A 25,734-nucleotide genomic window follows, 5' to 3' on the forward strand; every position below is an offset into this window, starting at 1 on the left:
GGCCGGGGCGGAGACCTCCGTTCGAAGGTCATCTTCAAGAAGCCTTAAGAGAGCCGCCAAAGTCCGCTGAGGAACGGTGGGGAGCTCACCCTGAGGGTGTGGCACACCATGTGGCTGGCACGCATCGACAACAAGACCGCTGAGCTCCAGCGGCGGGAAGCCGAACGGGAACACGGCCGGCACGTCCGGCACGCCAGTCCGGAATGGATCGTCCAGCTCGGTATCGGCACCGGACGCCCGCCCGTCCAGGTCCATGCCGGCGACTGCTACGCCGCGGGCAACCGCCGCGGGAGTGCCTTGACCCGGGCAACGTGCGCCCACCACTGTTTCTTGCCCTCGATGATGTCTTGATTCAGGACGTCGCGGAGCATGTTCAGCAGCAGGTGTCCCCACTCGGCCCGGGGCCGGTACCGGCATCCGGTCGAAGTCGGGCAGCTGAGGTAGCCGTCCACTCTGGAGTGGTACTTCGTGGCCGCCGTTTCCGGGCCGCTCCAAGCAGGGGTTCGCGTCACGGTGGCGGTGTCGCTATGACGGCAGCACCTCGTCGAAGTAGCCGGGCCCGTGGCTGGGGATCACCCGCGGCGCGCTGGTGTAGCGCATAGTCTCCGTCTGCCAGGCGTGATAGCCACTGATCCACGAGCCCATCACCGCGACATAGATGTCCACCGCGGCCCGGTCCTCAGCGTCCAGCCCGAGCTGCGCGCACATGGCCGACACCTGGACGGCAAGCTCCTCGAACCGCGCGCAGCGTTCCTCGACTTCCCGGCGCGCCGCAGCGAGGGCGTCATCCCGGGTGCAGCGCTGGGCGTGCGCGATGACGAGCACAAGGTTGTCCATGTCACCGCGCGCTTCTTCCTTCTCCAAGGAGTACACGTCGTTGCACATCAGAGTGACGTCGATGGCGGCCTGGCGCATGATGCGCAGCTGCGGACTGTGGAATGCGGATGCGGGGACGCTGATGCCGGCGGCGCATTCCCCCAGGGACAGCGGCAGGTCGGTGCCGGCGATGCCCCGGCGGACCTGCAGGTAGCTCTCCATGTCGCTGGGTGCGCCGCGCAGCCGGTTGATAGCTTCGTGGGCCTGGGTGGCGAAGTAGTACTCCCACTCATGGGCCGTGCGAGTCACCCAGGCTGGATGCGCGCCGTCGGCGCTGCGGGCCCAGATGTCCTTGAACGCCACCGAACACGCGTCCCTGCCCGGCGCGGATCCGTGCACGATGTCGATCAGTTGCTGGCACACCACCGCCGCCCGGGCGGGTGTCTGCCCGAGCGGGCCGTCGAACTGGTCGTCGAAGACGAAGAAGAACGCCATCGCATCCGTGCAGACGTCCAGCATCGGCCCCTGCGCGTGCGGGAATCCGTAGGCGGCGAGCCGCGGCATGTCCCAAGAGGCGTACCAGTCCAGCGACCTGCCCTCCTGCACCAGGCCCGTACGCAGCACCCAGTTGCGGTTACGTAACCGCGCACCCTCAAGATCCGGGCTCAGGGCAAGAGGAAACGGAAGAGCGAACTGGACGTCCTGCGGCACGAGCCCCCCTCCCTGGATGGCCGTCAACGGTGTGCTCACCGCACGGAGTGATCCCGACATCCGGTCACCGGACGGCGAACCGTCCATCACTGTTGCACCTGCTGCGGTGGCCCGGTATTTGCCCAATAGGCACGTCCATGAATCTACGAACCGGCGCACTTTCCCGTGATTGGCGGCGTCGAACCCCTCCGGAGCCTGGCCCCAGCCCTCCCCGTCCAGAAGCCTCAGCGGCGCGGCCCGCCGGTGAGCAGCCAGGACGCGTCACCGGTCCCCGCCGCCGGACGGGCAGCGCGAGTGGTGGGAGCAGCTCGGCATCGTGTCTCCCGCCCCGGACTTGGACGCGCACGTAGAGCCGTCCACGGCGCCCGTGAGCGCCTTCGAGCGGGGCGTTGCGGCCCTTGGGCTCGCGAGGGTTCTGTGACCGTCCCCACGTGGTGCGCGACCGCTGAAACATGCGAGAAGCCACGCCGTCATGACCTGCCGAAGATCTTGCGCTCTAGCTTGTTGAGGCGCTTCAGTGCCGTCTCCACGCGCTCGATCCCCTCCCGGGCAACATCCACTTGGCGGGCTCGGGCCGCGGCGTATCTTTGTCGGCGGCGCTGTTCCTGAGGCGTCTCAGGCGTGTCTGCGTAGGCCATCATGACCCGGCTCGGCGGCGCGCTACCGGACGCGTCGGCCCAGGCCTGGGCGACACTGGCCATCGTCTGCCGCAGTTCCGGGTCGTCTCGACGTTGTGAGAGATCCTTAAGCCGCTGACCTGTGTCTCTCCGTTCCTCCGCCAGGAACCAGGACGCGTCGAACCCTCGCTCGTCAATGAGCTCTCCGAACAGACTGCGAACCGTGGTCAGCGCCTCGCGTACTGCCATGCCGTCCGGACCGAGGGCGAACGTGTCGTCGGGTCCACGCCTTGTAGAGCAACGTGCCGAGAGTCGCCATGAAGGCAAGCCAGCCAGGCAGAAACTTGGGCCAGTCGCCCCACCAGGAGGGAGCTGCGAGCGTCATGATCCAAGTCTGTCGGCTGAGCTCGAAAAGAGCCGGGACGGCTCACGGGTGCGCGCTGGGGCATGTGGGCGCCGCCCGGTGTGCTGCCCCGCGACGGCCCGGAAGGCCGCCGACACTCCTATCTCTCCAGGCGGCCACGACGTAACGCCGGGGCCGCGCCGTCGTTGGACAACGCGACTCCCTGTACCGGGCCCCGGGGATGGCCGACCTCCCCGGGGCCGTGGCGTGTCCGGCTCACGGTCAGATCCCTCGGGCCGCCGTGGCCGTGAGCCAGCCGACGGCTGCGGCGCCGGTCAGGAACCGCGCGGGGCCACCAGGCCGGATTCGTAGGCAAGGACCACGAGCTGGGCACGATCACGGGCGTGGAGCTTGGCCATGGCCCGGTTGATGTGGGTCTTGGCCGTCAACGGGCTGATGACCAGTCGGACGGCGATCTCGTCGTTGGACAGGCCCCGTGCGGCCAGGACGACCGCCTGGCGTTCGCGGCCGGTCAGCTCCTCCAGCCCGCTGCCGGCGCGGGTTGGGGGCGGCTGGGTGACGTACCGGTCGATGAGCTTGCGGGTGATCACGGGCGCGAGCAGGGCGTCGCCGCGGGCGGCGACACGTACGGCGTGCAGGAAGTCTTCCGGCACGATGTCCTTGACGAGGAAGCCTGCGGCGCCGGCGCGCAGCGCGTCGAAGACGTACTCGTCCATGCCGTAGTTGGTCAGCATGACGACGTGCACCCCGGCCAGGGCCGGGTCCGCGGCGATGCGCCGGGTCGCTTCGATACCGTCCATGACGGGCATCTGGATGTCGATGAGCGCGACATCGGGCAGATGCTCCTGAACGAGCGCCAAGCCCTCCTGGCCGTCGGCGGCCTCGTCCACCACCTCGATATCGTCTTCGAGGGCGAGTAGCGCGCGGAAACCGCTGCGGATAAGCGGCTGGTCGTCGACCAGCAGGACACGGATCACGATGCTTCATTCGTGGGGAGTTCAGCCCGGACTGTGAAGCCGCCTGAGCTGCGCGGCTCGGTGCGCAGTCGGCCGCCCAGGGCCGTGACGCGTTCGCGCATACCCAGCAGCCCGAGCCCGGCCGTCGGCGCGGGGTGCCGGGTGGCCTTCCCGTCGTCGTCGACGCGGATGGCGAGGATGTCCGGCCGGTAGCCGATGTGCACGGAGGCAGTGGTTGCGGCGGCGTGCCGGGCAACGTTGGTGAGCGACTCCTGAACGATCCGGTAAGCGGTACGGCCCACTGCGGTCGGCACGTCGTGCGGATGTCCTTCGATCGTCAGCGTCGTCTCCAGGCCGGCCGCCTGGAACCCTTTCACCAGGTTTGAAATGTGGTCGAGCCCGTGCGGCGGGACGGTGTCCTCCTCGCGCAGCGCCTCAAGGGTCGCGCGCAGCTCGCGGCTCGCCTCCCGGCCGGCTTCCTGGATCGCCAGCAGGGCCTCCGGTACCTGCTCGCCCCGCCGCCGGGCCACGTGGACGGCGACCTCGGACTGCACCGTGATGACCGAGATCTGGTGAGTGAGCGAGTCGTGTAGCTCCCGCGCGATGCGCAGCCGCTCCTCGTCGGCACGTCGCCTGGCGGTCTCCTCGCGGGTGCGCTCAGCTTCGTCCGCCCGCCGTTCGGCCTGCCGCACCGCCTCCCCGGCGGCGAACGCGGCGATCAGCCAGGCGATCTCAAGAGTGTTCCGGGCTTGCGCCGCGACCTCGCGCGTGGACCCGTCGTGAAAGACCAGGGCGGTGAGGTGGAGCACGGCCACCAGGCCCCCGGACGCGGCCAGTGCGACGACGCGGTGCCCAGCACGTACCGCGCCGTAGACCGCGACGAGGTAGGAGACGGCGAGCACCTCGAACCCGGCCGCCAGAGAGCCCACCGCGCCCAGTCCGGTGACAGCCAGGACCACAAGCGGTGCCCGGCGGCGCGCGGCCAGCGCCAGCCCGCCGACCGCCAGCAGCACGCAGCCGAGCAGCTCGCGGCCCCCGACCGGGTGCGGTCCGGACAGCCCCGTGCCCAACAGCAGCACCGCCACGCCCACGGCGATCACCCAGTCGGTGACCGCTGCCGGGACAGCGAACCGTCCTTTGTCCATGGGTGCACCGTAACCGGATGCGGTCGTGTGCGAGTCCGGCTCACGGACGAGCGGTCGGCTACCGCGTGTGCGGTACCCGCGCGCTGCCTGCCGCGTCCGCGGTATCCGGATGCCGCGGCGGCGGCAGTGGAAAGTGCCTGCGTCTGCTGGACGATCGGCAGGGGCCGGGCGCGCATGCTCAAAGCGCATCGAGCATCGCAGTCAGCGACGGATGGAGAGGAGAGCGGCATGAGTGCTTCAGCAGCCCTGATGGCGGCCGCCCAGGGCGGGATCATCGGCGACGGGCGGACCGGGGCCAACCTGGCCCTGGGGGTAGGGCTGCTCGGCGTGGCCGTCGGCTGGCTGGCCCTGGCCCGCGCCGGCGGCCGGATCAGCATCGGCAACGCGCGCACCGGCGGGATGGCGGCCATCGCGGTGGGGCTGGCCGGCACGGCCCTCGCGGTCCTGCACCTGACCACCTCCAACGGCGGTCCCGGCACCGGCAACGGGCTCGTCGGCGCCCTCGTCGCCGTCCCGCTGGGGCTGGGCGCCGTACTCCTCGGCCGCCGGGCGCTGACCCGCTCCCGGGGCGGCGACCGGCCGATCGATCGGACGACCGTCTGACCATCACTCCGTCACGGCGTGCGTGGGGCCGCCGCGCGCCGGACCCCGTAGACGGCAAGCACCCACATCCGGCGCTCCAGCCCCGGAGCACCGAGGACAGCGGCAGAGCGAAGGCCAGGAGCAGACAGCCGACCAGGACCGACCACGTTTCCACGCCACCCCGCACGTCTGGCCGCGTCCATCAACCCCGCCGCCAGAACCCCTGACGTGCTCCTGGCGTGGTGCCCAACCGAACCAGACGATATCCAGGGCTATAGGTGTGCCCTGAGGTCAGAGTGGCCGTACTTCGCGGGTCAGGACCCGTCGCATTGGGGTGCGTCCTGCGCCGACATGTTCCATGCCTCCGAGCTCACCAGGTTGGGCCGCCCTGACGGCGCCCATGCATCCATGCGCGCCAAGGCCCCGCCGCTGTTACGGATCCAGGCCTCGCTCATCGGGTCCATGAACTCCAGCCGAAGCTGGGCCAGCTCCCCTTCCGTCAGACTCACCGACGGCTGCTCCAGGGCCATGGAGTCGAGCAGCGCCTTGTTCGGGACGGCGATCTGCTTGCAGGGTTGGAGGAGGTCCAAGTCCCATCTCACCTTGTTCGCCGGGAGCGTGAGCCGCATCGCCATGACGCGGGCGCTTCCGTTCACCACGATCACCTCCGAGCCCATACGGTAGAAGTCGACGAGGTTCGCGTACGCCTTCTCCCGGTCCTCCTTTGACCGGCGTTCCTCCGCGGCCGCCCGCTGCTCCGCCTTCTCGGCGCGCTGGTCCTCCCTGCCGGCGTACAGCTCGGCCCGAATACCGAGGATCAGCCCGGCCAGTGCCGCTACCACCGTGACGGCGCCGACCGTGAACCGTCCGAGATCCAGCACGGTGACGCGGTACGGGCCGCTACCGGACTCCTCGGAGGCGTCCGTGTCGACGGCTGGTTCGGACTCCTCCTGCGGGGGCGAGGTCTGTGCCGCGACGGGGCGCGTCCCGGGGGAAGACACGTTCTCCGGTGCGCTGCTGCCGTCACCGGCCCCGGACGCCTGCGCGGGGGCAGCGGGCGGACCAGCGGAGGCCCTCGCTCCTCCCTCGGACTCTGACGGGCTTGCTGCACCTTCGTTTGGGGCCATGCGGCAAGAATGCCCAGGCTCCCCTGCCTCGGGGGCCCGTTGCGGCATATGGTCCGGCCCCGGCACTGTTCCACCGCCTCGGTTCCGGCCGGCCAGGACGTCCGGCAGGCCGGGCGGGCACCCACCTCGGCGCAGCCCTGTCGGGGCGGGCAAGCCGTCCGGGACGGCTTGCCCAGCTTTCCCCTTGGGCTCGCCCGGCCACCTCCGGCTCAGGAGGCTGGCGAGCACGTCGGTCGGGATCTTCCTGTGCAGGACTGACACGGCTCGTCTTGCTGCTTCGGCTGCGCTGGTCTTGCTGCTTGCCGACGACCCGTGGGCGAGACGACGGGTGCGCCGGCGGCGAAGCTGTAGGCGGTCGAGCCGGTCGGCGTGGCCACGAGCAGGGCGTCGGCGGAGGACGAAGCCAGGAGGCGGCCGGAGACGTAGACGCCGACCGAGATCTGGCGGTCCCTGGCCAGCTTCTCCAGAACGATGTCGTTGAGCGCGGTGACGTCCAGCGGGATGCCCCACTCGTCGTCGGTTCGCAGTCGGGGCGCACCTGGGGCTGCGGCAGGAGTGGCCCACGGCCGTACCGCACCCATGACTCCATGCCCTCTGGCACCTCCAGTCGGAGAGAGGCCCGCAGGGCGAGCAACATGCGGCTGTCGCTCCTGAGCCGGTCCTCGCGGGCCGAGCGTGGCGAGGTCTCAGCGCCAGTCGTCGATCACGTAGGCGTCGGGGTGGCTGTAGCCGGGGTCGTTGGGCCTGTGCATGGTCACGCCCTGCAACCAGGTGCGGAAACCGCGGTCGACCATTCGACGGTAGGCATCCGGGCGGCCCAGGTTCATCCCGGCGTCCAGTTGACCCAGTCCGTGTTCGGCGGCCAGCTGCTCGCACGCGTCAAGGAGTCGTTCGAACCGGCTGGCGGCCTCCGGGCCGGGGCGAACGGCTCCGAACTTGACGAAGCACACGTCCTCGCCGGCCTCCGACCCGGCTCCGCAGTGACAGACGGCCAGGCCGTCGAGCTCGGAGCCGGCGCCCTGGAGCAGGATGGTGTCACCGAGCCCCTGCGCGTGCGTGGCCACGATCTCGCGTTCCAGGCTCAGGCCCTCGTACACGGCCCCGGTCAGCGCGCGGCACAGGCTCAGGGCGTCGGGCTGCTCGGCGGCGGGCAGCCGGCCGTACAGCAATCGGCCGGGGACTGCGGCACTGCCTGCCACCTGCTTCTTCATCATCGCTGTGAGGAATCGGGGCCAGAAACCGTACCGGCGGTAGAGCTCAAGGTGCTTGGGACTGTGCGAGAAGGTGAACAGGCCCAGGTGGCGGTTCTCCCAGGTGTCGAAGCAGTCCATGACCGGCTCCATGAGGCGCCTGCCGACGCCCTGGTCCCACAGGTCCGGACGCACGGTCAACGGGCCGAAGTACCCGACGCTGCCCCAGTTGGCGGCGAAGTTCGATCCGGCGACTTCGCCCTCCACCGTCGCTGCGAAGGCCGCCTGGGGATCGGTCGCCCAACGGGTGCGGACGTAGTCGGCGGTCCCGAAGAACGTCTTCGGCTCGGGAGCCCCGAGGAACGTCCCGAAGGCGACCCTGAAGATCTCGTCGGCCCGATCCAGGTCCGCCTCACCCAGCGGGCGGACCGACAACGGGCCCGTGCCACTCTTGCGCTCCCCTGCCGGTGGGGTCATCGCTCTCTCCTTCCCGACCCCCCTGTTTCATCGCACCACGGGCGTGCGCCGCAGGCGAGGCGAAAGGTTCACCGATACCCGGGACCGAGGACCCGGCCGGTCTGCCTTGCCTGTCCGCCGGGAACAGCGGCAGTCGCCGGGCCGAATACCGGCCGGTCGAACAACGGCTACTACGGGGACCGGCCCGGGAAGGCCACCCCCTGCCCGGGGCGGGGAGTCAGTCGACTTGGTGCTGTCCGTCCTCGTGGACATCGACCTCGACCCCGGCGGGCGCGTTCCAGAGTGCTGAACAAGCGCCGTCGTGATCCGTGAACAAACCAGGCCGGAGCTGATGCCGGTAGAGATACCGGACGATGGCACGGCCCCGCCGCTACCGCTCCTCGAAAACAGTCGCAAGCAGTCCACCAGGTCATAGGAGCACTCCAGCCGCTCTGCTGCATTCGGGTGGACCCTCATGCGGGCCGCAACCGGCTTCCCCTCACGCGAAGTCCCCCTTCACAACCCAAGCGTTGAAAGGAGCCTGTCCATGGCCCACACCACCACGCCTGGCCGGCCGTCCTGGGCACACGACGACTTCCTGCTGCCACCGCCCAACCCCACCCAGCGCCTCAACCTCACCCTCGCCCCGCGGGATGTGCACCGCCTGGAACTCAACGCGGCACTGACCACCGCCGGCGTCGCTCCCATGCCCGGCGACCGCGAGGCCATCGACCACCTCAGCACCTTGCCCGACCACGTCCACAACGCACTGCACCGCTGGCTCACCCATACCACCCAGTAGGCAGCCCCCACCCGGGACGCCGGCGGGGAGGACGTCTCCCCGCAGCTGTCCTGGAGCGGCGCTCCGGAGGGCACCAAGAGCTACGCCGTCACCGTCTACGACCCCGACGCCCCCACCGGGTCCCGGTTCTGGCACTGGGCGGTCGCCGACATCCCCGCCACCGTCACCGAGCTGCCCGAGCGCGCGGGCGACGACACCGGCTCGGGCCTGCCCGAGGGCGCCTTCCACCTGCCCAACGACGCCCGCACGGCCCGCTTCATCGGCGTCGCCCCGCCGGCCGGGCACGGCCCGCACCGCTACTTCGTCGTGGTGCGGGCCCTCGACGTCGAGTCCATCGGTGTGACGGCCGACGCCACCCCGGCCGTCCTCGGCTTCACCATGGCCGGCCACATCCTCGGCCGCGCGGTCCTGACCGCCACCGCCGAAACCCCCGCCTGACGAACAGCATGTCCCCACTCTTCGACACCACCGAGATGTATCTCCGCACCATCCTGGAACTCGAGGAGGAAGGCGTGGTCCCCATGCGCGCCCGCATCGCCGAGCGTCTGGACCAGAGCGGCCCCACCGTCAGCCAGACCGTCGCCCGCATGGAGCGCAACGCGCTGCACGTCGCCGGCGACCGGCGCCTGGAGCTGACGGAGGAGGGCCGGCGGATCGCCACGCGCGTGATGCGCAGGCACCGTCTCGCGGAGTGCCTGCTCGTCGACGTGATCGGGCTGGAGTGGGAGCAGGCCACGCCGAAGCCTGCCGCTGGGAGCACGTGCTGAGCGAGGCCGTCGAACGCCGCGTCCTTGAGCTGTTGCGACACCCGACCAAGTCGCCCTACGGCAACCCGATCCCGGGCCTGGAGGAACTCGGCGGGAAGAGCGCCCTGGATGCGTTCCCCCGACGAGAGCATGGTCAGCCTCAGCGACCTCAAGCCCGGGCCGAACGGCGCGAGCACGGTCGTACGGCACATCAGGGAGCTGATCCAGACCGCCCCCCACTGATGTCCACACTGCGGCACGCCGGGGTGCAGCCCGGCGCGGTCGGGAGCGTGACGTCCTCGCCCGCGGCGTGATGGTCAGCGCGGCGGCCTGACGTCGCGACGGTGAACTGCCGCTGTGCCGCCCAGTTCATCCAGGAGATCGACAAGTACCGCCCGCGCCACATCGAATGCCGCCGGATCAAAGCGCTCCCGCGCGCGTCGGGCGACAGTGACGGCTTCCCTGCCCCTGCGGGTCAGGGCGACATGGCGAATGCGGGCATCACGGGGGCTCGGCAGGCGTTCGCCATAGCCGAGCCGTTCGAGATCCGCGACTACCTCGGAAGCTCCCTGTTGGGTCATGTCGAGCTTCGCCGACAGGTCACTCACAGTCGGCTGCGCGTCGATCAGGTGCTGGAACACGTACCCGTGGGACATCCGCAGGTCGCCGAAGCCCATCGAGGCGAGGTCGGCCTGGATCGCACTGCTGACCGCGAACCCGACGAACACCCCCACGTCCGCATCGCTCTCCGTCACCACGAGGCAGTAGCCCGGCTGGCGGCGCCGGAGGAGCTCAAGGAGTTCCTGCACCCGGACATGACCCACTCACAGTTGCCGAACGCGCTGTTTCCCGCGGGCGTCGACCGCGATCTCGCGGAGACTCTCGCCGCCTCTGCGCAGGCCCGCACGTTGCTCACCGCTCAGCACTACGAAGTGATCAACGCGGTGGCCTCCGGCGACCAGGTCGCGTTGGAGCTCGAATGGTCCGGCACTCTGGCTTCCGGCTTCGGCCGCCTGCCCGCGGGCCACGTCATGCGCGCACACATCGCAGCCTTCCTCGCATTCCGGGACGGCAAGATCGTCGCTCAGCGCAACTACGACTGCTACGAGCCCTTCGTCTGACGCCCGGCCGGCGGACGCTTGAGAGGAAGCAGTGGCGACCAGGAAACTCCCGTGCGTCGATTCGCACAGATCTGCGATCATCCCCGAATGGCGCACGGTCTGGAATCACTGGTCATCCGACACACCCACCGCATCCCCTCCCCCAAGGGCTCTGCCGGAGAAGGCGCCACCGCCGCGCGGCAGTTGGACGCGACGCTGGCATCCGTGGGCTTCAAGCTCTCGGCGGAGCTGCTTGAACGGCTGTCCGGGCTGTCCGAGGCCGCCGTCGTCCACACCGCCAAGCGGACGCTGCGCACCGTGAGCGAGATGGTCGGCGATCACGTCCGGCACAACTCGTACTTCATCGACTTCCCCGTGAACGTGCCGGACACCGAAGAGTTCTGGATGCGGTGTGTGGCCAAGGCGCTCGTCGACGACGCGTCGCGCGGGAACGTACTGACGCAGTTGGCGCACGGAGTGCTGGACCTGCTCAGCCTGCCCACGTACGGCCGCTACCAGCACACCTACGAGGAGATGCTCGCGGCGCAGGACGAGCTGATCGCCTCGGCGGGCGACCGGGTGACCGTCCTGCACCTCGGACGGGACCTGGACGGCGAACTCACGGACCTGTACCTCGCCCTGGCGGGCAGTACGACGCCACTGGGCGATGACCACCTGGGCGACCTCAAGATCCTCGCCGAGCGGTGCGCGCTCGGACCCCAGCCGGAGTCGATCCCGGTCAGGGAGAACCGCGCGGTCGTCAACGCGGCACGTCTCGCCGCCGGCGCGGACCTCCTGTTCGACACCGTCGTCGATGTGCTGCGGCTGGCCTGCGCGCTCTCGGGCGGCGACGTGACGCTGCAGGAGCCGACCCGGTTCCGGGGCTTCCCCCGGCCGGTGCGCCGGAAGCTGCTCGCCGGCCTGGATGCCGTGGTCGCGGCGAACCCCGCCAGGCTGGCCGACGTGCACGCCTACCGCGAGCCCTTCAAGCGACTCGGAGAGCGTCTTCACCCGCACGAGTATCCGCAGTGGCCGTACGCGGCCGATGTGTTCGCCGTGGCTCGGGGCGAGAAGGAGGCACGGTCCTTCGACAGCCGCGTCGAGCAGCTGCTCGACGCGTCCGACGTCCTCGGTGCCGTGCGGCTGCTGAAATCCGCTCCCGGCAAGTTGTTCCGTGCCCTCGACCTTCTGCTGCGCATCGCCGCCGACCAGGAAGAACGCGACGCGGTGGTGGCCACCGCGGTGGAAGTGGCTCCCGAGGTCTCCGGCCGCGTCGTGCTGTCCGTCCGCGAACACTTCCAGAACCGGGAGCGGGTGAGCGACCAACCCCGGATCTTCGTCAACCGCCGAGGCCACGGCTGGGTCACCCCCGACGCCCGGCCGCCGGTACCCGCCGCCGACCGCGATCGCCTGATCACCGCCCTCGACGCCGAGATGCGCCGCAGGCTCCCGGCACCGCGCCGACTGCTGCTCGACCCCGATGTCCTCGACGTGGCGCTCCCGCTCAGCGGCAGAGCGTCCGCGGCCGGGCTCGGCGTATTGCCGCGCGGTTCCATCTCGGCGGTCGACGGCGAGCATCTGCGCTTCTTCGTGTACTGGAAGCAGGCCGAGAAGCGGACCGACTACGATCTCTCGGCCCTGCTTCTCCACGCCGACTACAGCACCGACTGCTGGCTCTCGTACACATCCCTCAAGGCTGTCGGGGGCAAGCACTCGGGCGATGTCACCGAGGCGCCCGACGGGGCCTCGGAATTCATCAACCTGTCCCTGGACCGGGTGCGCAGCACCTCCATCGTTCCGCAGGTCAACATCTACGCCGGCGAGGGCTTCGAGGAGACCGAGGAGTCGTTCTTCGGTTTCATGGTGCGCGACGGCGAGCAGAAGGGCCGGCCGTTCGAGCCGCGCACGGTACGGATGAAATCGGAGCTGCGCGGGGTGGGCCGAGTGGCGCTGCCGCTGGTGTTCCGGCGCGAGGACGACGGCCGGTGGGGCGCCAAGTGGCTGCACCTGTATCTGAGAGGCATCTCGTCGGCCAACCGGGTGGAGGAGAACCAGATGTCGGTGTCCAAGGTGGTGCGTGCCCTCGTGGAGCGCGAGTACCTGACGGTGCGCTACCTGGTCGGCCTGATGTCCGACGGCGCCACGGCCGTGGAACTGTGGGACGACGAGACCGTCTTGGACGAGCCGGTCACATACATCGGGCTCGAACGTCCCGAGGGGCTGCCCGCGGGCTCCCAGGTCGTCACCCTCGAAAACCTGCGCGACCTGATCCCGGGCTGAGTGCTAGCGTTGCCGTCGGCGAGGCCATGAAGGGACTTCCTTCTCACTCCTTTCCTGAAACAAGTTCCTTCGCTTTCCTCGCCCTCGATGTCGCTCCGGGCGGCGCCCCCGCTCACCGCGCGTGCGTCGCCCGAGCCGTTTTCGGGCCTCTCCTGCGCGAGAGGCCCATGCCACACCCGGCAGACAGGGCACGGGCGCGCGGTACGTCCAACGATGACGAACGGTGTGCCGTCGACGACGGGCACGAGTCCCATGAAGCACCCGCCGCTACGGCGGCCCGGAGGGATTTCGCCGCAGGCCCGAGCGCCGTCCGATACGCCGGGCCCGCCGCGCGGCCGCGGGCACTCGCTGCGCCCAGGACGCTGATGCGCAGTTCGATCTGACTGCCTGAAACGTGCCAGCCCGCGGCAGAGCCAACAGCCGCCGGTACGGCAAGGAGCGGGGATGTCAGGAATACGCAGCAGCGGGATCACTCCACTGAGCAGGATGGGAGGGCTGGCCGTCAACCCGTGGAGGTCGGCGCGGCGAACGACCGGGCTGGTGGCGTTCGGATGGGCGTCCGCAGCAGCCACCACCTACGTCGCGTACCTGACCTTGGGCTTTGAGGCCGTCCCCATCAGTGTCGGGGTGCTCCTGTGCCTCACCTTTGCCGTGATGATGGCCCTGCTCCACCGAGCCTGGTGGCTGACCGTGCTGTCCGCGGTGCCTGCGCTGTTCATCCTTGTCGGGTCGGTCCAGTACGCGCCCGAGGCCGCCTTGGAGCAGCGCGGTGTGCGCGAGAGCGTCGTGATCGTGGCGGATACCGTGGCCGGCACATCGAGTAACAACCATCGCTTCACCCTCCGGGGCACGGACGGAGAGAAGCTGGAGGAGAAACTGCAGTTCAACGGTGACGTCTGGGCGCCGAAGGTAGGTGACCGGCTCGACATCATCCGTGACCCCGAGGGCGCGGTCCCGATGGAGCAAGCGGACGACGTCGATGCCGCGGGTCGGCTGAGTGGCCTGATCGGTGGCACGGTGACGTGGACTTTGATGGCGGTGCTGGCCGGCTGGCGTGGCCACGTCCGCCGCCGCCGGGGCGTCGATTCCCAGTTGGACCAGTTCCTGTGGTGATCCGGAGAAGCGTCGTTTCCGAATAGCGTCCTCGTGCGAGGAGCGCGTCGCCCATGAGGCAGAGTTCCGACAGAGCTGCCCTGTTCACCACCAGGTTGAGGGCTCTGGTCGCTGTCACGGCGACCAGAGCCCTCTTCTGGCTGTGCCCATCCGCATGAGGCGGGCCGTCTCAGGGAATGATGATGTGGTTCAGCAGCCAGGTGAGCGTGGCCCGAGCGGCGCCGGAGCAAGTGCCGGCGATGGCCGCAGCGAGCATCGCGGAGCGGCTGCGGCGTGATTTTGCTCGAGGGGCCTGGGGGCGGCGGGTCGTGGACATAGGCTTTCACTCCCGTGACGGACAGTGCCCAGTCGGGCCGTGTCGGTGAGGTCTTGTACCAAGGCTGGCGCGGGACGGGGGAGTTGCGGCAAGCGTCACGCGTTGCCATTTGGCGGCGACACTGAACAGGGGTGGGCATGACCGGACTGGACCCGCTGGGGGACGACATCCGACCCGAGGTCAGGGAGCTGGCCGAGACGCTACGGATGCTGTTCGCCTCGCTGAGGATCTCACTGCGTCGCTACGCCGTGCGCACTCACAGCGATCCGGGGACCGTCTCGCGTTACCTCAACGGCAAGCGGGTGCCGCCCTGGTCGTTTGTGACGGGTCTGCTCACTCAGGTGGCCGACCACCGCGGTGAGCCGGTTACCGCCGAGGTGATCAGCAGACTGCGCATGCTGCACGGCAAAGCCGTATCGGTCGGCACGCGCAACCACCGAGTCCAGGAACTTCAGCAACTGCTCGAAGAACAGGACCAGCAAGTCCGCGAAAGCCAGGACAGAGAACAAGAGCTCAAAGAGGAGTTGCACGAGCGGCAACGCCGTTTCCACATGGTGGAGACGGAGCTGCGTACTCTTGAAGCTGCCCGGGCGGCCGACCGCGACCAGCACCGCTGCGCAATGGATCAGGCCCGGGCAGAGCAGGCGCGGCTGCGCGCCGAACGCGACAGCCTGCGCCAAGAGATCACCAGCCTGCGCACGCAACTGGCCGATGCTCAGCAGGCCACCGCCCTCGCCGAAGAGCACTGCGCCCGCCTGGAGCGGCTACTGGACGCAGCCGAACACGGCTCGCCCCAACCGCCTCAACCAGCGAGGGCACCCCACCACCCCGTCCAGGACCTGTCGCAGAAGTCCGGGAACTCCGCACTGCCCCTGCCCTCGCCGGGCCCCGACGTCAACGCATCTCTCATCGGATCGCTGGTCAAGGCCGGCATCGGAATTCCGCTGACGTCCGCTGTCCCGGCCGTGGCCGGAGTGGGAGGGGTCTCACTCACCCAACTTCTGCCGGTCTCGAACCCTGCCAGCCTGATGCTGGCCTTCTGCGGTGTGCTGGTGAGCACCGCCGTCTTCTGTTGCCTACTGGCAGTGCCTGGTCTCAGCATCCTGATGAGCCTGGTGCGCGCCGACCGGGGAAACCGCATCCCCCGACTGCTCACCGGCCTGCTGCTGGGCGCATGTGTTCTTGCCTTCGTTCTCGGCTCGATCGACCCGGCGTGGCTGGGGCCGATCGGGGACTGGGCCAGAACTCTGAACACCGCCAAGGCGTCTTCCGACTCGTCCTGCGTGCTCGGCCCCTACATGTACTCGTGCTGACCTGGCCACCCCGGCGATACGCCCTCGTACGGGGTACACCGGCTGCCCGCCATCCCTGCGAAGCCGGGGGGACGCCACTCTGGTACGCCTCCTCCGCGACGACGATCCCATCTCGAAGCCGCCTGGCGCCGCATCACCGAGATGATCTCGTACCGAAAGGGCCGCACCTACCCAGCACTTGCGGCATTTCTGTGGAGTGTCGGGTCAGCTCCTGCGGAGGTTCTGACTCGTTGACGCGGGTGCCGCTGCAGACCGGGCCGGGGGTGTGCAGGGCGCGCATGCTGCGGCGAAGGGCCCGCTCGTCTTCGTCAACGCCGCCCTCATGGCCGAACTCGCTCTGGGCGCCTACCGCTTATCCCTCGCCTGGCCCCGGGTCCAGCCCACTGGCCGTGGGCCCGCCGAGCAGCAAGGCCTGGACTTCTTCCGACGCCTCGCCGACGAGCTGCCAGGGCATCCAGCCTGTAGGCCACCTGCTACCACTGGGACCTGCCGCAAGAGCTGTGGGATGCCGACGGCCGGCCCGAGCGTGCCGCACCACGAGTCCGCCCCCGTCCGCCGCGCGAGCGGAGGCCGGGGGCGGCCTTTCATGGACCTCCTGTTTGGTCAGACACGCGAACGTGCGCCCGATGTCGTTCGAGAACGACACGTGCCGTGCGGGCCATGGCCTCGTCGACCATCTCACCCTGGAATGACACAGCGCCCGTTCCGCTCTTCTGCGCGGACTCGATCGCCGTGATCAGCGCCGCGCAGCGGGTGAGTTCGGCGGCGCCGGGAGAGAACACCTCGTTGATCACGGGGACATGGGAAGGATGAATCGCCATCATTCCCTCGTAGCCGAGGGAGCGGCTCTGTTCGGCGAAGGCACGCAGCCCCGACAGGTCGCCGACCCGCGTCCACAATCCGCTGACCGGGCACGGTACTCCGGCTGCTCTCGCGTCCAGCAGAACACGGGAGCGCAGTGCCACCGTTTCGGTTCCCTCCGGGCTCCAGCGGTAGCCGACGGCACGTTCCACGTCACCGCCGGGAGCGGTGAGAGCGCCCAGGTAGGCGATGCGCGGGGCGGCTCGGGCGATGTCGTAGGCCTCGCGCAGACCGCGCGCCGTCTCCAGCAGGGGAATCAGGGCCACCTGTCCTGGCGGGAGGCCCTGTTCCCGCTCGCACCAGCCCAGCAGCCGGTCGGCGAGCTCCACGTCCCGGGCTGAGCGCACCTTGGGGAGCACGATGCCGGCGAGCCCGGGCCGTACGACCGCGCGCAGTTCCTCGGCCCCCGCCCAGCCGTCCATCGGGTTGACACGGACGAACAGCGCCATCCGCCCCGTCCGATCCGCCGGCGCGGCGGCCCGTGTGATGACGTCGGCCACCTGCGCCCGGGCGGCTGGCTTGCCCGAGGCGGGCACCGCGTCCTCCAGGTCGAGGATCGCCGCGTCGGCGCCCGCCGCCCGGGCCTTGGACAGCCAGCCGGTACGGGTGCCGGGGACGAAGAGCAGGGAGCGCAGCGGGGGCCGGTCGACCGCTCCCGCGTGCACTTCGGTAGGCGTTTCCGAGGACGCCTCAGATGACATCGCTCTTCTCCAGGTCGGTCAGCTCTTCCGCGCTGAGTCCGAGCCACTGCCCGTAGACGAGGTGGTTGTCCTGTCCGAGGGCCGGCCCGGTGCGCCAGACCCGGCCGGGTCGCTGCCGGAAGTGCGGAATGACGGCCTGCATACGCACCGGACCGAGGTCGGGGTCGTCGACGGTGATGATGTCCTCGCGCTCGGCGTACACGGGATCCACTGCGATGTCCGCGGCGTCGAACACGCGTGAGGCCACGACTTCGGCGCGGGCGAACTCCTCAAGGCACTCACCGGTGCCGCGCCCGGCCACCCAGTTCCGCAGGCCCTCGTCCAGCTGCCCTCGCCGCTCGTACTGTTGCCGCGCGGTGGCGAACTCCTGCTCGGGGAGTCCCAGCAGGGAGGCGATGTTGCGGACCGAGCGCAGCGTCGCGGAGGTCACCGTGATCCAGTCGCCGTCGCGGGAACGGTAGGTGTTGATCACGGCCGCGGGGGCGACCGCCAGCTGGTTGCCGGAGCGGTCGGGCACGCGTCCCAGCTGGTCGTGGACGATGACCTGCCATTCGACGAGACGGAACAGGGGCTCGAAGAGGGCGAGGTCGATCCACTCACCGTCGAAACCGGGGTCGTGGTCACGCCGGTGGAGGGCCGCGAGGACGGCATAGGCGCCCATCAGGCCGGTCACGGCGTCACCGTGCGAAAAGCCGGTGTGGACGGGCGGGCCGTCGGGAAACCCGGTCAGATGGACGACTCCGCTGCGCGCCTCCCCCATCTTGCCGAAGCCGGGAGCGTCCGCCTGCGACGAGGTGGCGCCGAAGCCGGAGATCTGCAGCAGGACGGCCCGGGGGTTGATCCGGTGCACGGAGTCCCAGTCGAGTCCCCAGCTGCGCAGGCGTCCGGCGCGCAGGGTGACGATCACGACGTCCGCCCAGGCGACCAGCCGGCGAGCGACACGCCGGCCGGCCGCGTGGTGCAGATCGAGGGTGACCGAGCGCTTGTTGCGGCCGGCGACCTTGAACCACAGGGGTACACCGTCACGTCGGGGCCCCATGGCGCGGGCCGCGTCGCCGGCCCCGGGGGGTTCGACGTGAATGACGTCGGCCCCCTGGTCGGCGAGCATCGAGCCCGCCAGCGGCCCGGCCACCACATGGGCGAACTCGACCACTTTCAACCCCTGCAGCTGCCCACGTCCGGTGGTGTTCCGCTCGTCGTCCGGCACCGATCGCTCCCTCGCCCCTGCTGTTTCGCGTTGCTCCCGGCTGGGTCGACCGCGTCGGGGCGCACGGTCGTCACCGTTCGGGGTTCTCAGAGTGCAGGAGCCAAGAAATGCCTGTCGAGCATCAGAAGGCGATGAATCAATGCGAAGGACGCATCAATACGCCCATCGCGCGGCCTCATGCCCACGAAACCCCGGGCGGAAGAGCGCGGCCCCGGAGGCGGTGCTCCTCGAGCGTCTCCAGGAACCGCTCCGTCGCCGTCGGGAGCGTTCGCCGGACGCGCACCACGACGTCCAGGCGCCGGTCCACCACGGGGTCCGCCAGGGGACGGCAGACGACGGGCCCGGCGGCCATGAGGGGCAGCACGAGGGCAGGCATCGCCGTCACCCCGAGGCCGGCGGTCACCAGTCCGCCCACGGTCGCGATACTGCCCGCCTCGGCCGCCGGTACGGCGTGCGCGTCGATCTGCGCGAACGCCGCATCGGTGAGCCGGCGCACGCTCGAGTCGCGCCCGACGGCAAGGAACGGCTGACGAGCCAGGTCGTCCCAGGCGATCTCGTCGCGGTCGGCCAGCGGGTGACCTTCCGGCAGCACGGCGACGAAGCGGTCCCTGACCAGGGGGCGGTGCTTCAGCTGCTCGGGCGGATGGCCGATGGTGGTGATCGCGAAGTCGGCGTCACCGGACAGGACCCGGTCCACCACCAGCCGTTCCAGGCCGTCGAGGAGACGTACCGTCACCTGCGGACGCCGTTCGCGAAAGTCGGAGATCACCTGCGGCAGGAGCACCGCGGCGACCGAGGGAAGGGTGGCCACGGCGACCGTTCCGGACTCGCCGAGCAGGAATCGCCTGAGTTCCTTCATGCCTGCCCGGTGGGCGGTGACGATCTGCTCGGCGACACGCAGGGCCTCGACGCCCGCCGCGGTCAACTGCACGTTGCGGGTGTGCCGTTCGAGGAGCCGGACGCCGAGCTGTCGCTCCAGATCCGCCACCGCGCGGCTGAGTGAGGACTGGGACACGTGCAGGTCCGCGGCGGCCGCGGTGAAGCTCGCAGCCCGGGCTACGGCTGTGTACGCCGCCAGTTGACGCAAGGTGGTGGCCTCCATGGCCGACGAGCATAGGGCGCGCCCTCGGGAATTGATGCGCCTATCGCATGGACAGATCTCAGTTTGATGCTGGACACCGATCCGCTGGTGCTCCGAAACTCTCGCGTAACGCCTCGGTCGTCCCCCGCCCAGCCCCGCCCACCGTCGCCGAGGGCCGTCCCCGAGAAAGCGAGCGCCTCATGCTGGCAGCCCTGGGCTTCGCCACGATCGCCGTCCTCCTGCTGCTCACCATGACCAGACGCGCCTCGGTGCTGGTCGCTCTCGTCCTGCTACCGGTGCTGGCGGCACTCGTCGGAGGCTTCGCCGGCGATCTGGGCGAACTGATCCTCGGTGGGCTGTCCAAGGTGGCCCCCACCGGCATCATGATCGCCTTCGCGGTCCTGTACTTCAGCCTGATGGTGGACGCCGGGCTCTTCGACCCTCTGATCCGCGCCCTGTTGCGCGCGGCGCGGGGGGATCCGTTGCGGGTCACCGTCGCGACGGCCGTCCTCACACTGTGCGTCGCCCTGGACGGCGACGGTGCCTCCACGTTCGTCATCGCCGTCTCCGCGCTCCTGCCGGTCTACCGGCGGCTCGGCATGAACCCCCTGGTGCTGTCGGGAGTGGTCTGCCTGGGCGCGGGCGTGATGAACATGATTCCCTGGGGCGGCCCGACCGTGCGAGCCATGGCGGCGCTGAAACTGGACAGTTCCGAGGTCTTCACCCCCGTGCTGCCCGCGATGGGCTTCGGTGTCGTCTGGGTACTGGTGGCCTCCTACCTGCTCGGCCGTCGGGAGCGCAACCGTCTCGGCGCGCTGTCCCCACGGGGCCCGGGCACGGACGTGCGTACGGACACGCACCAGGGCGAGGATGCGGGGGACGAGCGCGAACCCGCCGCTTCGACGCCTGCCCCGGTCGGCGCGGCTGCCGAGTCGAACCGGCAGGTCACTCCCACGACGGCCGACGGGCCGGAGAGCCGGGCCGCCCCTGTCAGGTCACCCGGAGACGGGCCCGGCGCCGTCCGGGTCCCGTCGGGGCAGCGCCCCTGGCTGAACATCTTCAATCTCCTGCTCACCATCGCCCTCCTGTTCTGCCTGATCCAGGAAGTGCTGCCGCTCCCGGGTCCTGTTCGTCCTCGGCTTCGCGATCGCGCTGCTGGTCAACCACCCCACCTGGGAACAGCAACAGGCCCTGCTCGACAAGCACGCCAAGAGCGTTGTCCTGGTCACGACGATGATCTTCGCGGCCGGCGTCCTCACCGGAATCCTCAGCGGCACCAGGATGATCGACGAGATGGCCGAGGCGTTCGTCTCCGTAGTCCCCGCCTCCGTCGGGTCGCACCTGCCCGTCGCGGTGGCCGTCACCAGCATGCCGCTGAGCCTCGTCTTCACCCCGGACGCCTACTACTTCGGGGTGCTGCCCGTACTCGCCGAGACCGCGAACGGGTTCGGCACGGACCCGGCCGAGGTCGCCCGGGCCGCCATTCTCGGCCAGATGACGACGGGTTTCCCACTCAGCCCCCTCACCGCGTCCACGTTCATCCTGATCGGCATGAGCGGTGTGTCGCTCGGCGAACACCAGCGCTTCATCTTCCGCTGGGCCTTCGCCACCACCCTCGTCATGACCGCCGGCGCGCTACTGACCGGCGCCTTCTCCCTGTAACCGCCGGGAGCCCCGAGGCGGGCGACCGGATCCCCACACCCGGGCGCCCGCTCCGGGTGGAAACCGACCGAGACGAGGACCCATGAGACCGATCGCCAGACGTACGGTGCTCGCCGCCACCGCAGGCGCGGTCACGGCGCCGGCCGTGAGCACCTCAACCGCCGCGGCCGCCGACGCCACGACAGTCGCATCCGAAGGACGGCAAGCGGCCTCCGGACCCCACCCGGTCCTGCGCACCGACCTCGTCACTCGTGTGACGCCGAGGAACAACTGGCTGGTGACAGCCGTCGCCGTCCAGTACGCGCGTCGCATCGACCTGCGCGGCGTGGTGGTCCCGCCCTCCGCCTTCGAGGTGCAGGCCACCGTGGGCGGGCGGACAGCGGCTCGGACGGTGACCCGGGTGTACTCCAACACCGCCGCCGAAGTGGACGACCGGTCGCGCCCCGGACGGCCGGGGAATCACCTGATCATCGAGCTCGACCCGAACGACACCAACGCGCGGGCCGCCGGCACCGATCCCCTTCCGCTCGACCGCGCCTACTCGGTCAGACAGGTGGCGGACGTGCGCACCCCGGACGGTGAACGGGTACTCCAGGCCGGCCCGTTCGCGATCCAGAACGACGACGTCATCACCCCCGTCGTCGACGACTTCACCGCCGGGTCCTTCACCGACTCCGCGGGGTTCGAACTGGACTTCCGGCTGTACCGGCCCGAAGGGCTCGTACGGAACCCGGGCACGCGCACGCGCTACCCGCTCGTCGTCACCCTGCACGGCGGTGGCGAAGTCGCGGACAACAACATGACCCAGCTGACGTCCAACCGGATCGCGGTCACGTTCGCCAAACCGGAACGACAGCGCCGCAACCCCGCGTTCGTCCTCTCTCCGCAGATCCCCCTGCCCCGTCCCATGGACGGACCCGACGGCACGGACTGGACCGACCCCACGGTCCAGGGCGCGCTGACCGAACTCATCGACACCTTCGTGAGCGAGCACTCCAGGAACGTGGACCCTGCCCGGTTGTATCTCGTCGGCCTGTCCTCGGGCGGGCGCGGCATCTACAGCCTGCTGGCGAAGCGACCCGACGCGTTCGCGGCTGCCCTGCCCACGGCCGGCTGGGGTGACCCGGCCGCCATGGACAGGATCACGCACATCCCGATCTGGGCCGACCACTCCGTCGACGACCCGGTGGTTCCCTACCGGGAGGGCCGGTTCGGCAATCCCGGCACCTGGACCCTGATGAACGCACTGGAGGACGCCGGTGCACGCGTCAGCCGTGGGGAGTGGGCCAACGATCTGCCGAAGGCACAGTTCGAGGCCCGCTCCCGCGCGCTCCTGCGGCAGGCCCGCGCCACGCGCAGTCACGTCCTGTTCACGAGCTACACGGCCGGGACGACACCGGTCAACCCACACCTCTCATGGGCCCAGACCTACGAGAACGACGTGGTCATCGACTGGCTCTTCGCACAGTCCCGGTAGCCGCCCGCACTCCGGCGCCGTTGCCTCTCCTCGCTGTCCGGTTACCGCTCTCACCGCTCTTTGGAGGTAAAGCAATGCGTCCATCCCGTCGTTCGGCCGACCCTGCCGCGCCGTTACGGACCCGGCCCCGCGCTATGACGGCACTGATCGCACTGGCGACCGTCATCGGCCTGACACTGACTCTGCTGACGGCCGTCGCCCGGCCGGCGGCCGCCGCCGCCGACTTGCTGTCCCAGGGCAAACCCGCGACCTCCTCGTCCACCGAGAGGGCGTCCACCCCCGCGTCGGCGGCGGTGGACGGCGACGGCGGGACGCGCTGGTCGAGCACGTTCAGCGATCCGCAGTGGCTGACAGTCGATCTGGGGGCCACCGCCACCCTCGGCCAGGTGGTCCTGCACTGGGAGGCCGCGTACGCCCGCGCGTTCCGGATCCAGACCTCCGACAACGGCATCACCTGGACCACCATCCACTCGACCACGACGAGCACCGGCGGCATGCAGACCCTCGCCGTGAACGGCGAGGGCCGGTACGTCCGCGTCCACGGCACCCAGCGTGGCACCCCCCACGGCTACTCGCTGTGGGAGTTCGAGGTGTACGGCACCATGAACGGCACCCCTCCGGGCAGCGGTGTTCCGGCCCCGACGACCGCGTCCCTGGAGGCCACCGACGGCCCGCTGACCACCGCCACCTACACCGTTCCCAGCCCGAGCGGGTACGGCTCCGGCACGGTCACGTATCCAACGGCCAGTGGCACGTACCCGGGTGTCGTACTGATGCCGGGCTATCAGGGCACCCAGCAGAACCTGCGGTGGCTCGCACCGCGCCTCGCCTCCTGGGGCTTCGTCGTCATCAACGTCGGAACCAACACCCTGACCGACGATCCGACGTCGCGTGGCCGCCAGATCACGGCCGCCGGCACCCAGCTACTCGCGCTCGGCCGTGCCCCCGGCAACCCGATATCGGGAAAGGTCAACGGCACCTTGGGCGCGGTCGGCCACTCGATGGGCGGTGGTGGCGTCATGGTGGCCCTCCGGGACGACCCGCGCTTCCGGGCGGGCGTGCCCACGGCCCCGTACCTCCCGAACGCGAACTTCTCCGGGGTCACCGACCCCACGTTCTTCCTGACCTGTCAAAGCGACCCGGTCGCCCACGGCAACACCTACGCCGTGCCCTGGTACAACTCCATGTCCCAGGCCGAGAAGCTCTACATCGAGGTTCCGGGCGACCATCTCTGCCCGATGACGGGCTACGGCGACAAGGCCAAGCAGGGCAAGTGGATCGTGTCCTTCTTCAGCCACTGGCTGCGAGCCGACACCCGCTTCAGCCCGTTCCTGTGCGGTCCGCCACGTGATGCCGACAAGAACAACACCTCCCTGGTCACACACTGGATGGACACCTGCCCGTTCTAACCGGCGAACGCGCTTGTGCGTCGCGGTTTCTGTACCGCCCGGCCCGAACTCGGCAGCCTCGCCCTCCACGGCGCTTGACGCACGCCACCCAGGAGCACGGGTGACCGTCCTCTCGGAGTACGCTGCGACCCTCCACGGTTACCGGGACGACCCGGACGCCGGCCTGCCCGGGCCGGACAGGCGCGCGAGCCACGATGGAGGAGCCGAGTTGTTACGTTGCGAGGCGGTCGGCAGGCGTTACGGCGGAGGTCGGTGGGTCCTCAGCAACGTGGACATGCAGGTCTCGACCGGCGACGCCCTCGCGGTGGTGGGCGACAACGGTTCGGGGAAGTCGACCTTGCTGAGGATCCTCGCCGGACTGTCGCAGCCCACCTCCGGGAGCGTGTCGGGCCGGCCGCCGCACCTTGGTTGCGTACCGGACCGCTTCACCCCGCATGACCGTATCTCGGCCAGCTCATACCTCACCCGCATGGGGCGTATCCGCAGCATGGTGGGGAACGCGAGCTCGCCTGGGGAAAATCGCGGATCCCCCTTCAGCATCCGGTCTCCGGTGTCTGTCTCCTGTGCTCCTGTATGTCCGTGTGCCGGTCTACTGGTGGCCGGCCGCCCGGGCCAGGCTCTCGCCGAGGCCTTCGCGGCGGATGCGCTGGTCGATGTAGAGCAGAGTGCTGACCAGCTGTGTGAAGGCGGTGGCGAGCAGCTGGACCACCAGCGTGACGACGACGGTGACGACCAGATAGGTCCACAGGCCGGGCAGCGCGTCGCCGTACACCTCAGTGAAGAACTCGCCGATGTCGGCGGGCGGTTCGTCGTACGGGCCGTAGGCGTCGTACGAGGGCTGCGGACTGGCGAACAGCAGCGGGATCTGCACGATCCACCCTCCGACGGCCACCATGCCCCAGGTGAGCAAGAGGATGCCGAACGTGCGCCACCAGGCACGGCGGACCAGCCGGAACGAGCGCTTCAAGGCGGTGATCGGGCCGGCCGACTCGAGGACCGCGGCGGCGGGCGCGAACGAGAAGGACACCAGCAGCCACGTCACCAAGGGCAGGATCAGCAGCCCGAGCAAGAACACGAGCCCCGGCGCCATCGGGGGGCTCTCGCCCGCCACGAGCAGGACGATCAGGCTGATCCAGAGCAGGACGAAGAGGGCGACCGGGATCGCGATCAGCAGATAGACGAGGAACGTGACGCCGAGCACCGACGGTGTACGGGCCCAGGCGCGGCGCCATACCGCACCGAAGGTGGTGCGCCGGCCCAGCACGGCGTGTTCCAGGACCACCGGGCTGACGGCGGAGAGGAACGAGTTCACCAGCAAGGTGAGCAGCATGAGCACCATGTACGCCAGCACGATGGAGATCACGATCGGGCTGACCATGGCCCAGGTCGGATCGTCGGCGTGGATCAGTACCTGCCAGTCGTCCTCGACGCTGTGGTATGCCAGCGCGAACGCGCCGGCCGTCGCCGCGAAGAGCAGGGCGAGGCCCGCGCCCATCGCGCCGAACAGCTGCCGCGCGTACCGCCCCATCGTCGAGAACGCACCGTTGTAGACAGCCCCCAGCCCGAGCGGTGCCAGCGGGATCACACCCGGTCTGGGCGGTGGCGGCTGCCAGCCCCCACCGCCGTAGGGACCATATGGCCCCTGCGGACCGTACGGTCCTTGCGGCCCGTTCGGCCCCTGTGGTCCCCACCCTTGGTGCGC

At 69.8% G+C, this 25,734-nt stretch carries 20 protein-coding genes and 6 pseudogenes; 14 read left to right on the forward strand and 12 right to left on the reverse strand.

The features are described 5' to 3' along the window. The first annotated feature begins 108 nt into the window (after positions 1 to 108). The gene (locus G3I77_RS37715; protein ID WP_248511314.1) at positions 109 to 351 is read left to right on the forward strand and encodes a DUF6233 domain-containing protein; all 243 of its coding nucleotides are present in this window, start codon (positions 109 to 111) and stop codon (positions 349 to 351) included. A 174-nt stretch (positions 352 to 525) separates the two neighbouring features. On the opposite strand, the gene G3I77_RS37720 is transcribed toward G3I77_RS37715, so the two are convergent. The 4 genes from G3I77_RS37720 to G3I77_RS37735 all read right to left on the reverse strand — a co-directional run bounded on the left by G3I77_RS37720 (position 526) and on the right by G3I77_RS37735 (position 4,609). After that, positions 526 to 1,527: a terpene cyclase gene (locus G3I77_RS37720; protein WP_248511315.1), complete on the reverse strand. Its 1,002-nt coding sequence runs from the start codon at positions 1,525 to 1,527 to the stop codon at positions 526 to 528. Positions 1,528 to 1,997: 470 nt separating this feature from the next. After that, positions 1,998 to 2,393 (reverse strand): hypothetical protein, encoded by a 396-nt coding sequence (locus tag G3I77_RS37725; protein ID WP_248511316.1) that lies wholly within the window; start codon positions 2,391 to 2,393, stop codon positions 1,998 to 2,000. Between the two features lie 429 nt (positions 2,394 to 2,822). After that, a complete protein-coding gene (locus tag G3I77_RS37730) occupies positions 2,823 to 3,485 on the reverse strand; it encodes a response regulator transcription factor (protein WP_248511317.1) in 663 nt (220 codons plus the stop codon). Next, the gene (locus tag G3I77_RS37735; protein WP_248511321.1) at positions 3,482 to 4,609 is read right to left on the reverse strand and encodes a sensor histidine kinase; all 1,128 of its coding nucleotides are present in this window, start codon (positions 4,607 to 4,609) and stop codon (positions 3,482 to 3,484) included. Before G3I77_RS37735 ends, G3I77_RS37730 begins: the two co-directional genes overlap by 4 nt. Before the next feature lie 228 nt (positions 4,610 to 4,837). Here G3I77_RS37735 and G3I77_RS37740 point away from each other — a divergent pair, with 228 nt between their 5' ends. Beyond that, a complete protein-coding gene (locus G3I77_RS37740) occupies positions 4,838 to 5,212 on the forward strand; it encodes a DUF6223 family protein (protein WP_248511329.1) in 375 nt (124 codons plus the stop codon). A gap of 293 nt (positions 5,213 to 5,505) precedes the next feature. On the opposite strand, the gene G3I77_RS37745 is transcribed toward G3I77_RS37740, so the two are convergent. From G3I77_RS37745 to G3I77_RS37755, 3 genes and pseudogenes are all read right to left on the reverse strand, one after another. Then, complete coding sequence (locus tag G3I77_RS37745; protein WP_248511331.1) at positions 5,506 to 6,192, reverse strand: hypothetical protein; 687 nt, start codon at positions 6,190 to 6,192, stop codon at positions 5,506 to 5,508. Positions 6,193 to 6,596: 404 nt separating this feature from the next. Then, positions 6,597 to 6,991 (reverse strand): annotated as a pseudogene (locus G3I77_RS37750) (NAD(+) kinase); the annotation flags it as partial. Positions 6,992 to 7,004: 13 nt separating this feature from the next. Further along, positions 7,005 to 7,985 (reverse strand): GNAT family N-acetyltransferase, encoded by a 981-nt coding sequence (locus G3I77_RS37755; RefSeq protein ID WP_248511333.1) that lies wholly within the window; start codon positions 7,983 to 7,985, stop codon positions 7,005 to 7,007. A 526-nt stretch (positions 7,986 to 8,511) separates the two neighbouring features. Here G3I77_RS37755 and G3I77_RS37760 point away from each other — a divergent pair. From G3I77_RS37760 to G3I77_RS37770, 3 genes and pseudogenes are all read left to right on the forward strand, one after another. Then, positions 8,512 to 8,766 (forward strand): hypothetical protein, encoded by a 255-nt coding sequence (locus G3I77_RS37760; RefSeq protein WP_248511335.1) that lies wholly within the window; start codon positions 8,512 to 8,514, stop codon positions 8,764 to 8,766. A 21-nt stretch (positions 8,767 to 8,787) separates the two neighbouring features. Continuing rightward, positions 8,788 to 9,204 (forward strand): annotated as a pseudogene (locus tag G3I77_RS37765) (YbhB/YbcL family Raf kinase inhibitor-like protein); the annotation flags it as partial. A gap of 8 nt (positions 9,205 to 9,212) precedes the next feature. Next, positions 9,213 to 9,817, forward strand: a pseudogene (locus G3I77_RS37770) (metal-dependent transcriptional regulator); the annotation flags it as partial. A 12-nt stretch (positions 9,818 to 9,829) separates the two neighbouring features. Here G3I77_RS37770 and G3I77_RS37775 read toward each other — a convergent pair. Beyond that, complete coding sequence (locus tag G3I77_RS37775; protein ID WP_248511341.1) at positions 9,830 to 10,321, reverse strand: MarR family transcriptional regulator; 492 nt, start codon at positions 10,319 to 10,321, stop codon at positions 9,830 to 9,832. Between G3I77_RS37775 and G3I77_RS41000 the strand changes: the two genes are divergently transcribed. From G3I77_RS41000 to G3I77_RS37800, 5 genes and pseudogenes are all read left to right on the forward strand, one after another. Then, positions 10,316 to 10,633 carry a nuclear transport factor 2 family protein gene (locus G3I77_RS41000; RefSeq protein ID WP_248511444.1) on the forward strand — a complete coding sequence of 106 codons (318 nt, stop codon included), beginning with the start codon at positions 10,316 to 10,318 and terminating at the stop codon, positions 10,631 to 10,633. The genes G3I77_RS37775 and G3I77_RS41000 overlap by 6 nt on opposite strands. Positions 10,634 to 10,720: 87 nt before the next feature. Beyond that, on the forward strand, positions 10,721 to 12,892 hold the full coding sequence (locus G3I77_RS37785) for a hypothetical protein (RefSeq protein ID WP_248511342.1): 2,172 nt from the start codon (positions 10,721 to 10,723) through the stop codon (positions 12,890 to 12,892). 444 nt (positions 12,893 to 13,336) lie between these two features. Next, positions 13,337 to 14,005 carry a hypothetical protein gene (locus G3I77_RS37790; RefSeq protein ID WP_248511343.1) on the forward strand — a complete coding sequence of 223 codons (669 nt, stop codon included), beginning with the start codon at positions 13,337 to 13,339 and terminating at the stop codon, positions 14,003 to 14,005. A gap of 453 nt (positions 14,006 to 14,458) precedes the next feature. Beyond that, entirely contained in the window at positions 14,459 to 15,634 is a 1,176-nt protein-coding gene (locus G3I77_RS37795) for a hypothetical protein (RefSeq protein WP_248511344.1), read from the forward strand. Between the two features lie 310 nt (positions 15,635 to 15,944). Then, positions 15,945 to 16,165: pseudogene (locus G3I77_RS37800) on the forward strand (family 1 glycosylhydrolase); the annotation flags it as partial. Between the two features lie 53 nt (positions 16,166 to 16,218). On the opposite strand, the gene G3I77_RS37805 reads toward G3I77_RS37800, so the two are convergent. From G3I77_RS37805 to G3I77_RS37815, 3 genes are all read right to left on the reverse strand, one after another. Continuing rightward, positions 16,219 to 17,196, reverse strand: a complete 978-nt coding sequence (locus G3I77_RS37805) for a CoA ester lyase (protein WP_248511346.1) — start codon at positions 17,194 to 17,196, stop codon at positions 16,219 to 16,221. Then, positions 17,186 to 18,403 (reverse strand): CoA transferase, encoded by a 1,218-nt coding sequence (locus G3I77_RS37810; protein WP_248511348.1) that lies wholly within the window; start codon positions 18,401 to 18,403, stop codon positions 17,186 to 17,188. Before G3I77_RS37810 ends, G3I77_RS37805 begins: the two co-directional genes overlap by 11 nt. A 175-nt stretch (positions 18,404 to 18,578) precedes the next feature. Next, entirely contained in the window at positions 18,579 to 19,505 is a 927-nt protein-coding gene (locus G3I77_RS37815; protein ID WP_248511350.1) for a LysR family transcriptional regulator, read from the reverse strand. Between the two features lie 179 nt (positions 19,506 to 19,684). On the opposite strand from G3I77_RS37815, the pseudogene G3I77_RS37820 reads away from it, so the two are divergent. The 4 genes and pseudogenes from G3I77_RS37820 to G3I77_RS40775 form a co-directional block, all read left to right on the forward strand. Beyond that, positions 19,685 to 21,146: pseudogene (locus G3I77_RS37820) on the forward strand (CitMHS family transporter). A gap of 82 nt (positions 21,147 to 21,228) precedes the next feature. After that, a complete protein-coding gene (locus tag G3I77_RS37825) occupies positions 21,229 to 22,623 on the forward strand; it encodes a prolyl oligopeptidase family serine peptidase (protein ID WP_248511352.1) in 1,395 nt (464 codons plus the stop codon). Positions 22,624 to 22,757: 134 nt separating this feature from the next. Continuing rightward, entirely contained in the window at positions 22,758 to 24,032 is a 1,275-nt protein-coding gene (locus G3I77_RS41005; protein ID WP_308311447.1) for a discoidin domain-containing protein, read from the forward strand. Beyond that, positions 23,974 to 24,408, forward strand: a pseudogene (locus G3I77_RS40775) (ATP-binding cassette domain-containing protein); the annotation flags it as partial. The gene G3I77_RS41005 and the pseudogene G3I77_RS40775, both read left to right, overlap by 59 nt. 213 nt (positions 24,409 to 24,621) lie before the next feature. Here the strand turns inward: G3I77_RS40775 and G3I77_RS37840 are convergent. Then, complete coding sequence (locus G3I77_RS37840; protein ID WP_248511354.1) at positions 24,622 to 25,617, reverse strand: oxidoreductase; 996 nt, start codon at positions 25,615 to 25,617, stop codon at positions 24,622 to 24,624. Positions 25,618 to 25,734 lie beyond the last annotated feature (117 nt).

The sequence above is a fragment of the Streptomyces sp. D2-8 genome, from assembly GCF_023184515.1.
Taxonomy (GTDB): Bacteria; Actinomycetota; Actinomycetes; order Streptomycetales; family Streptomycetaceae; genus Streptomyces.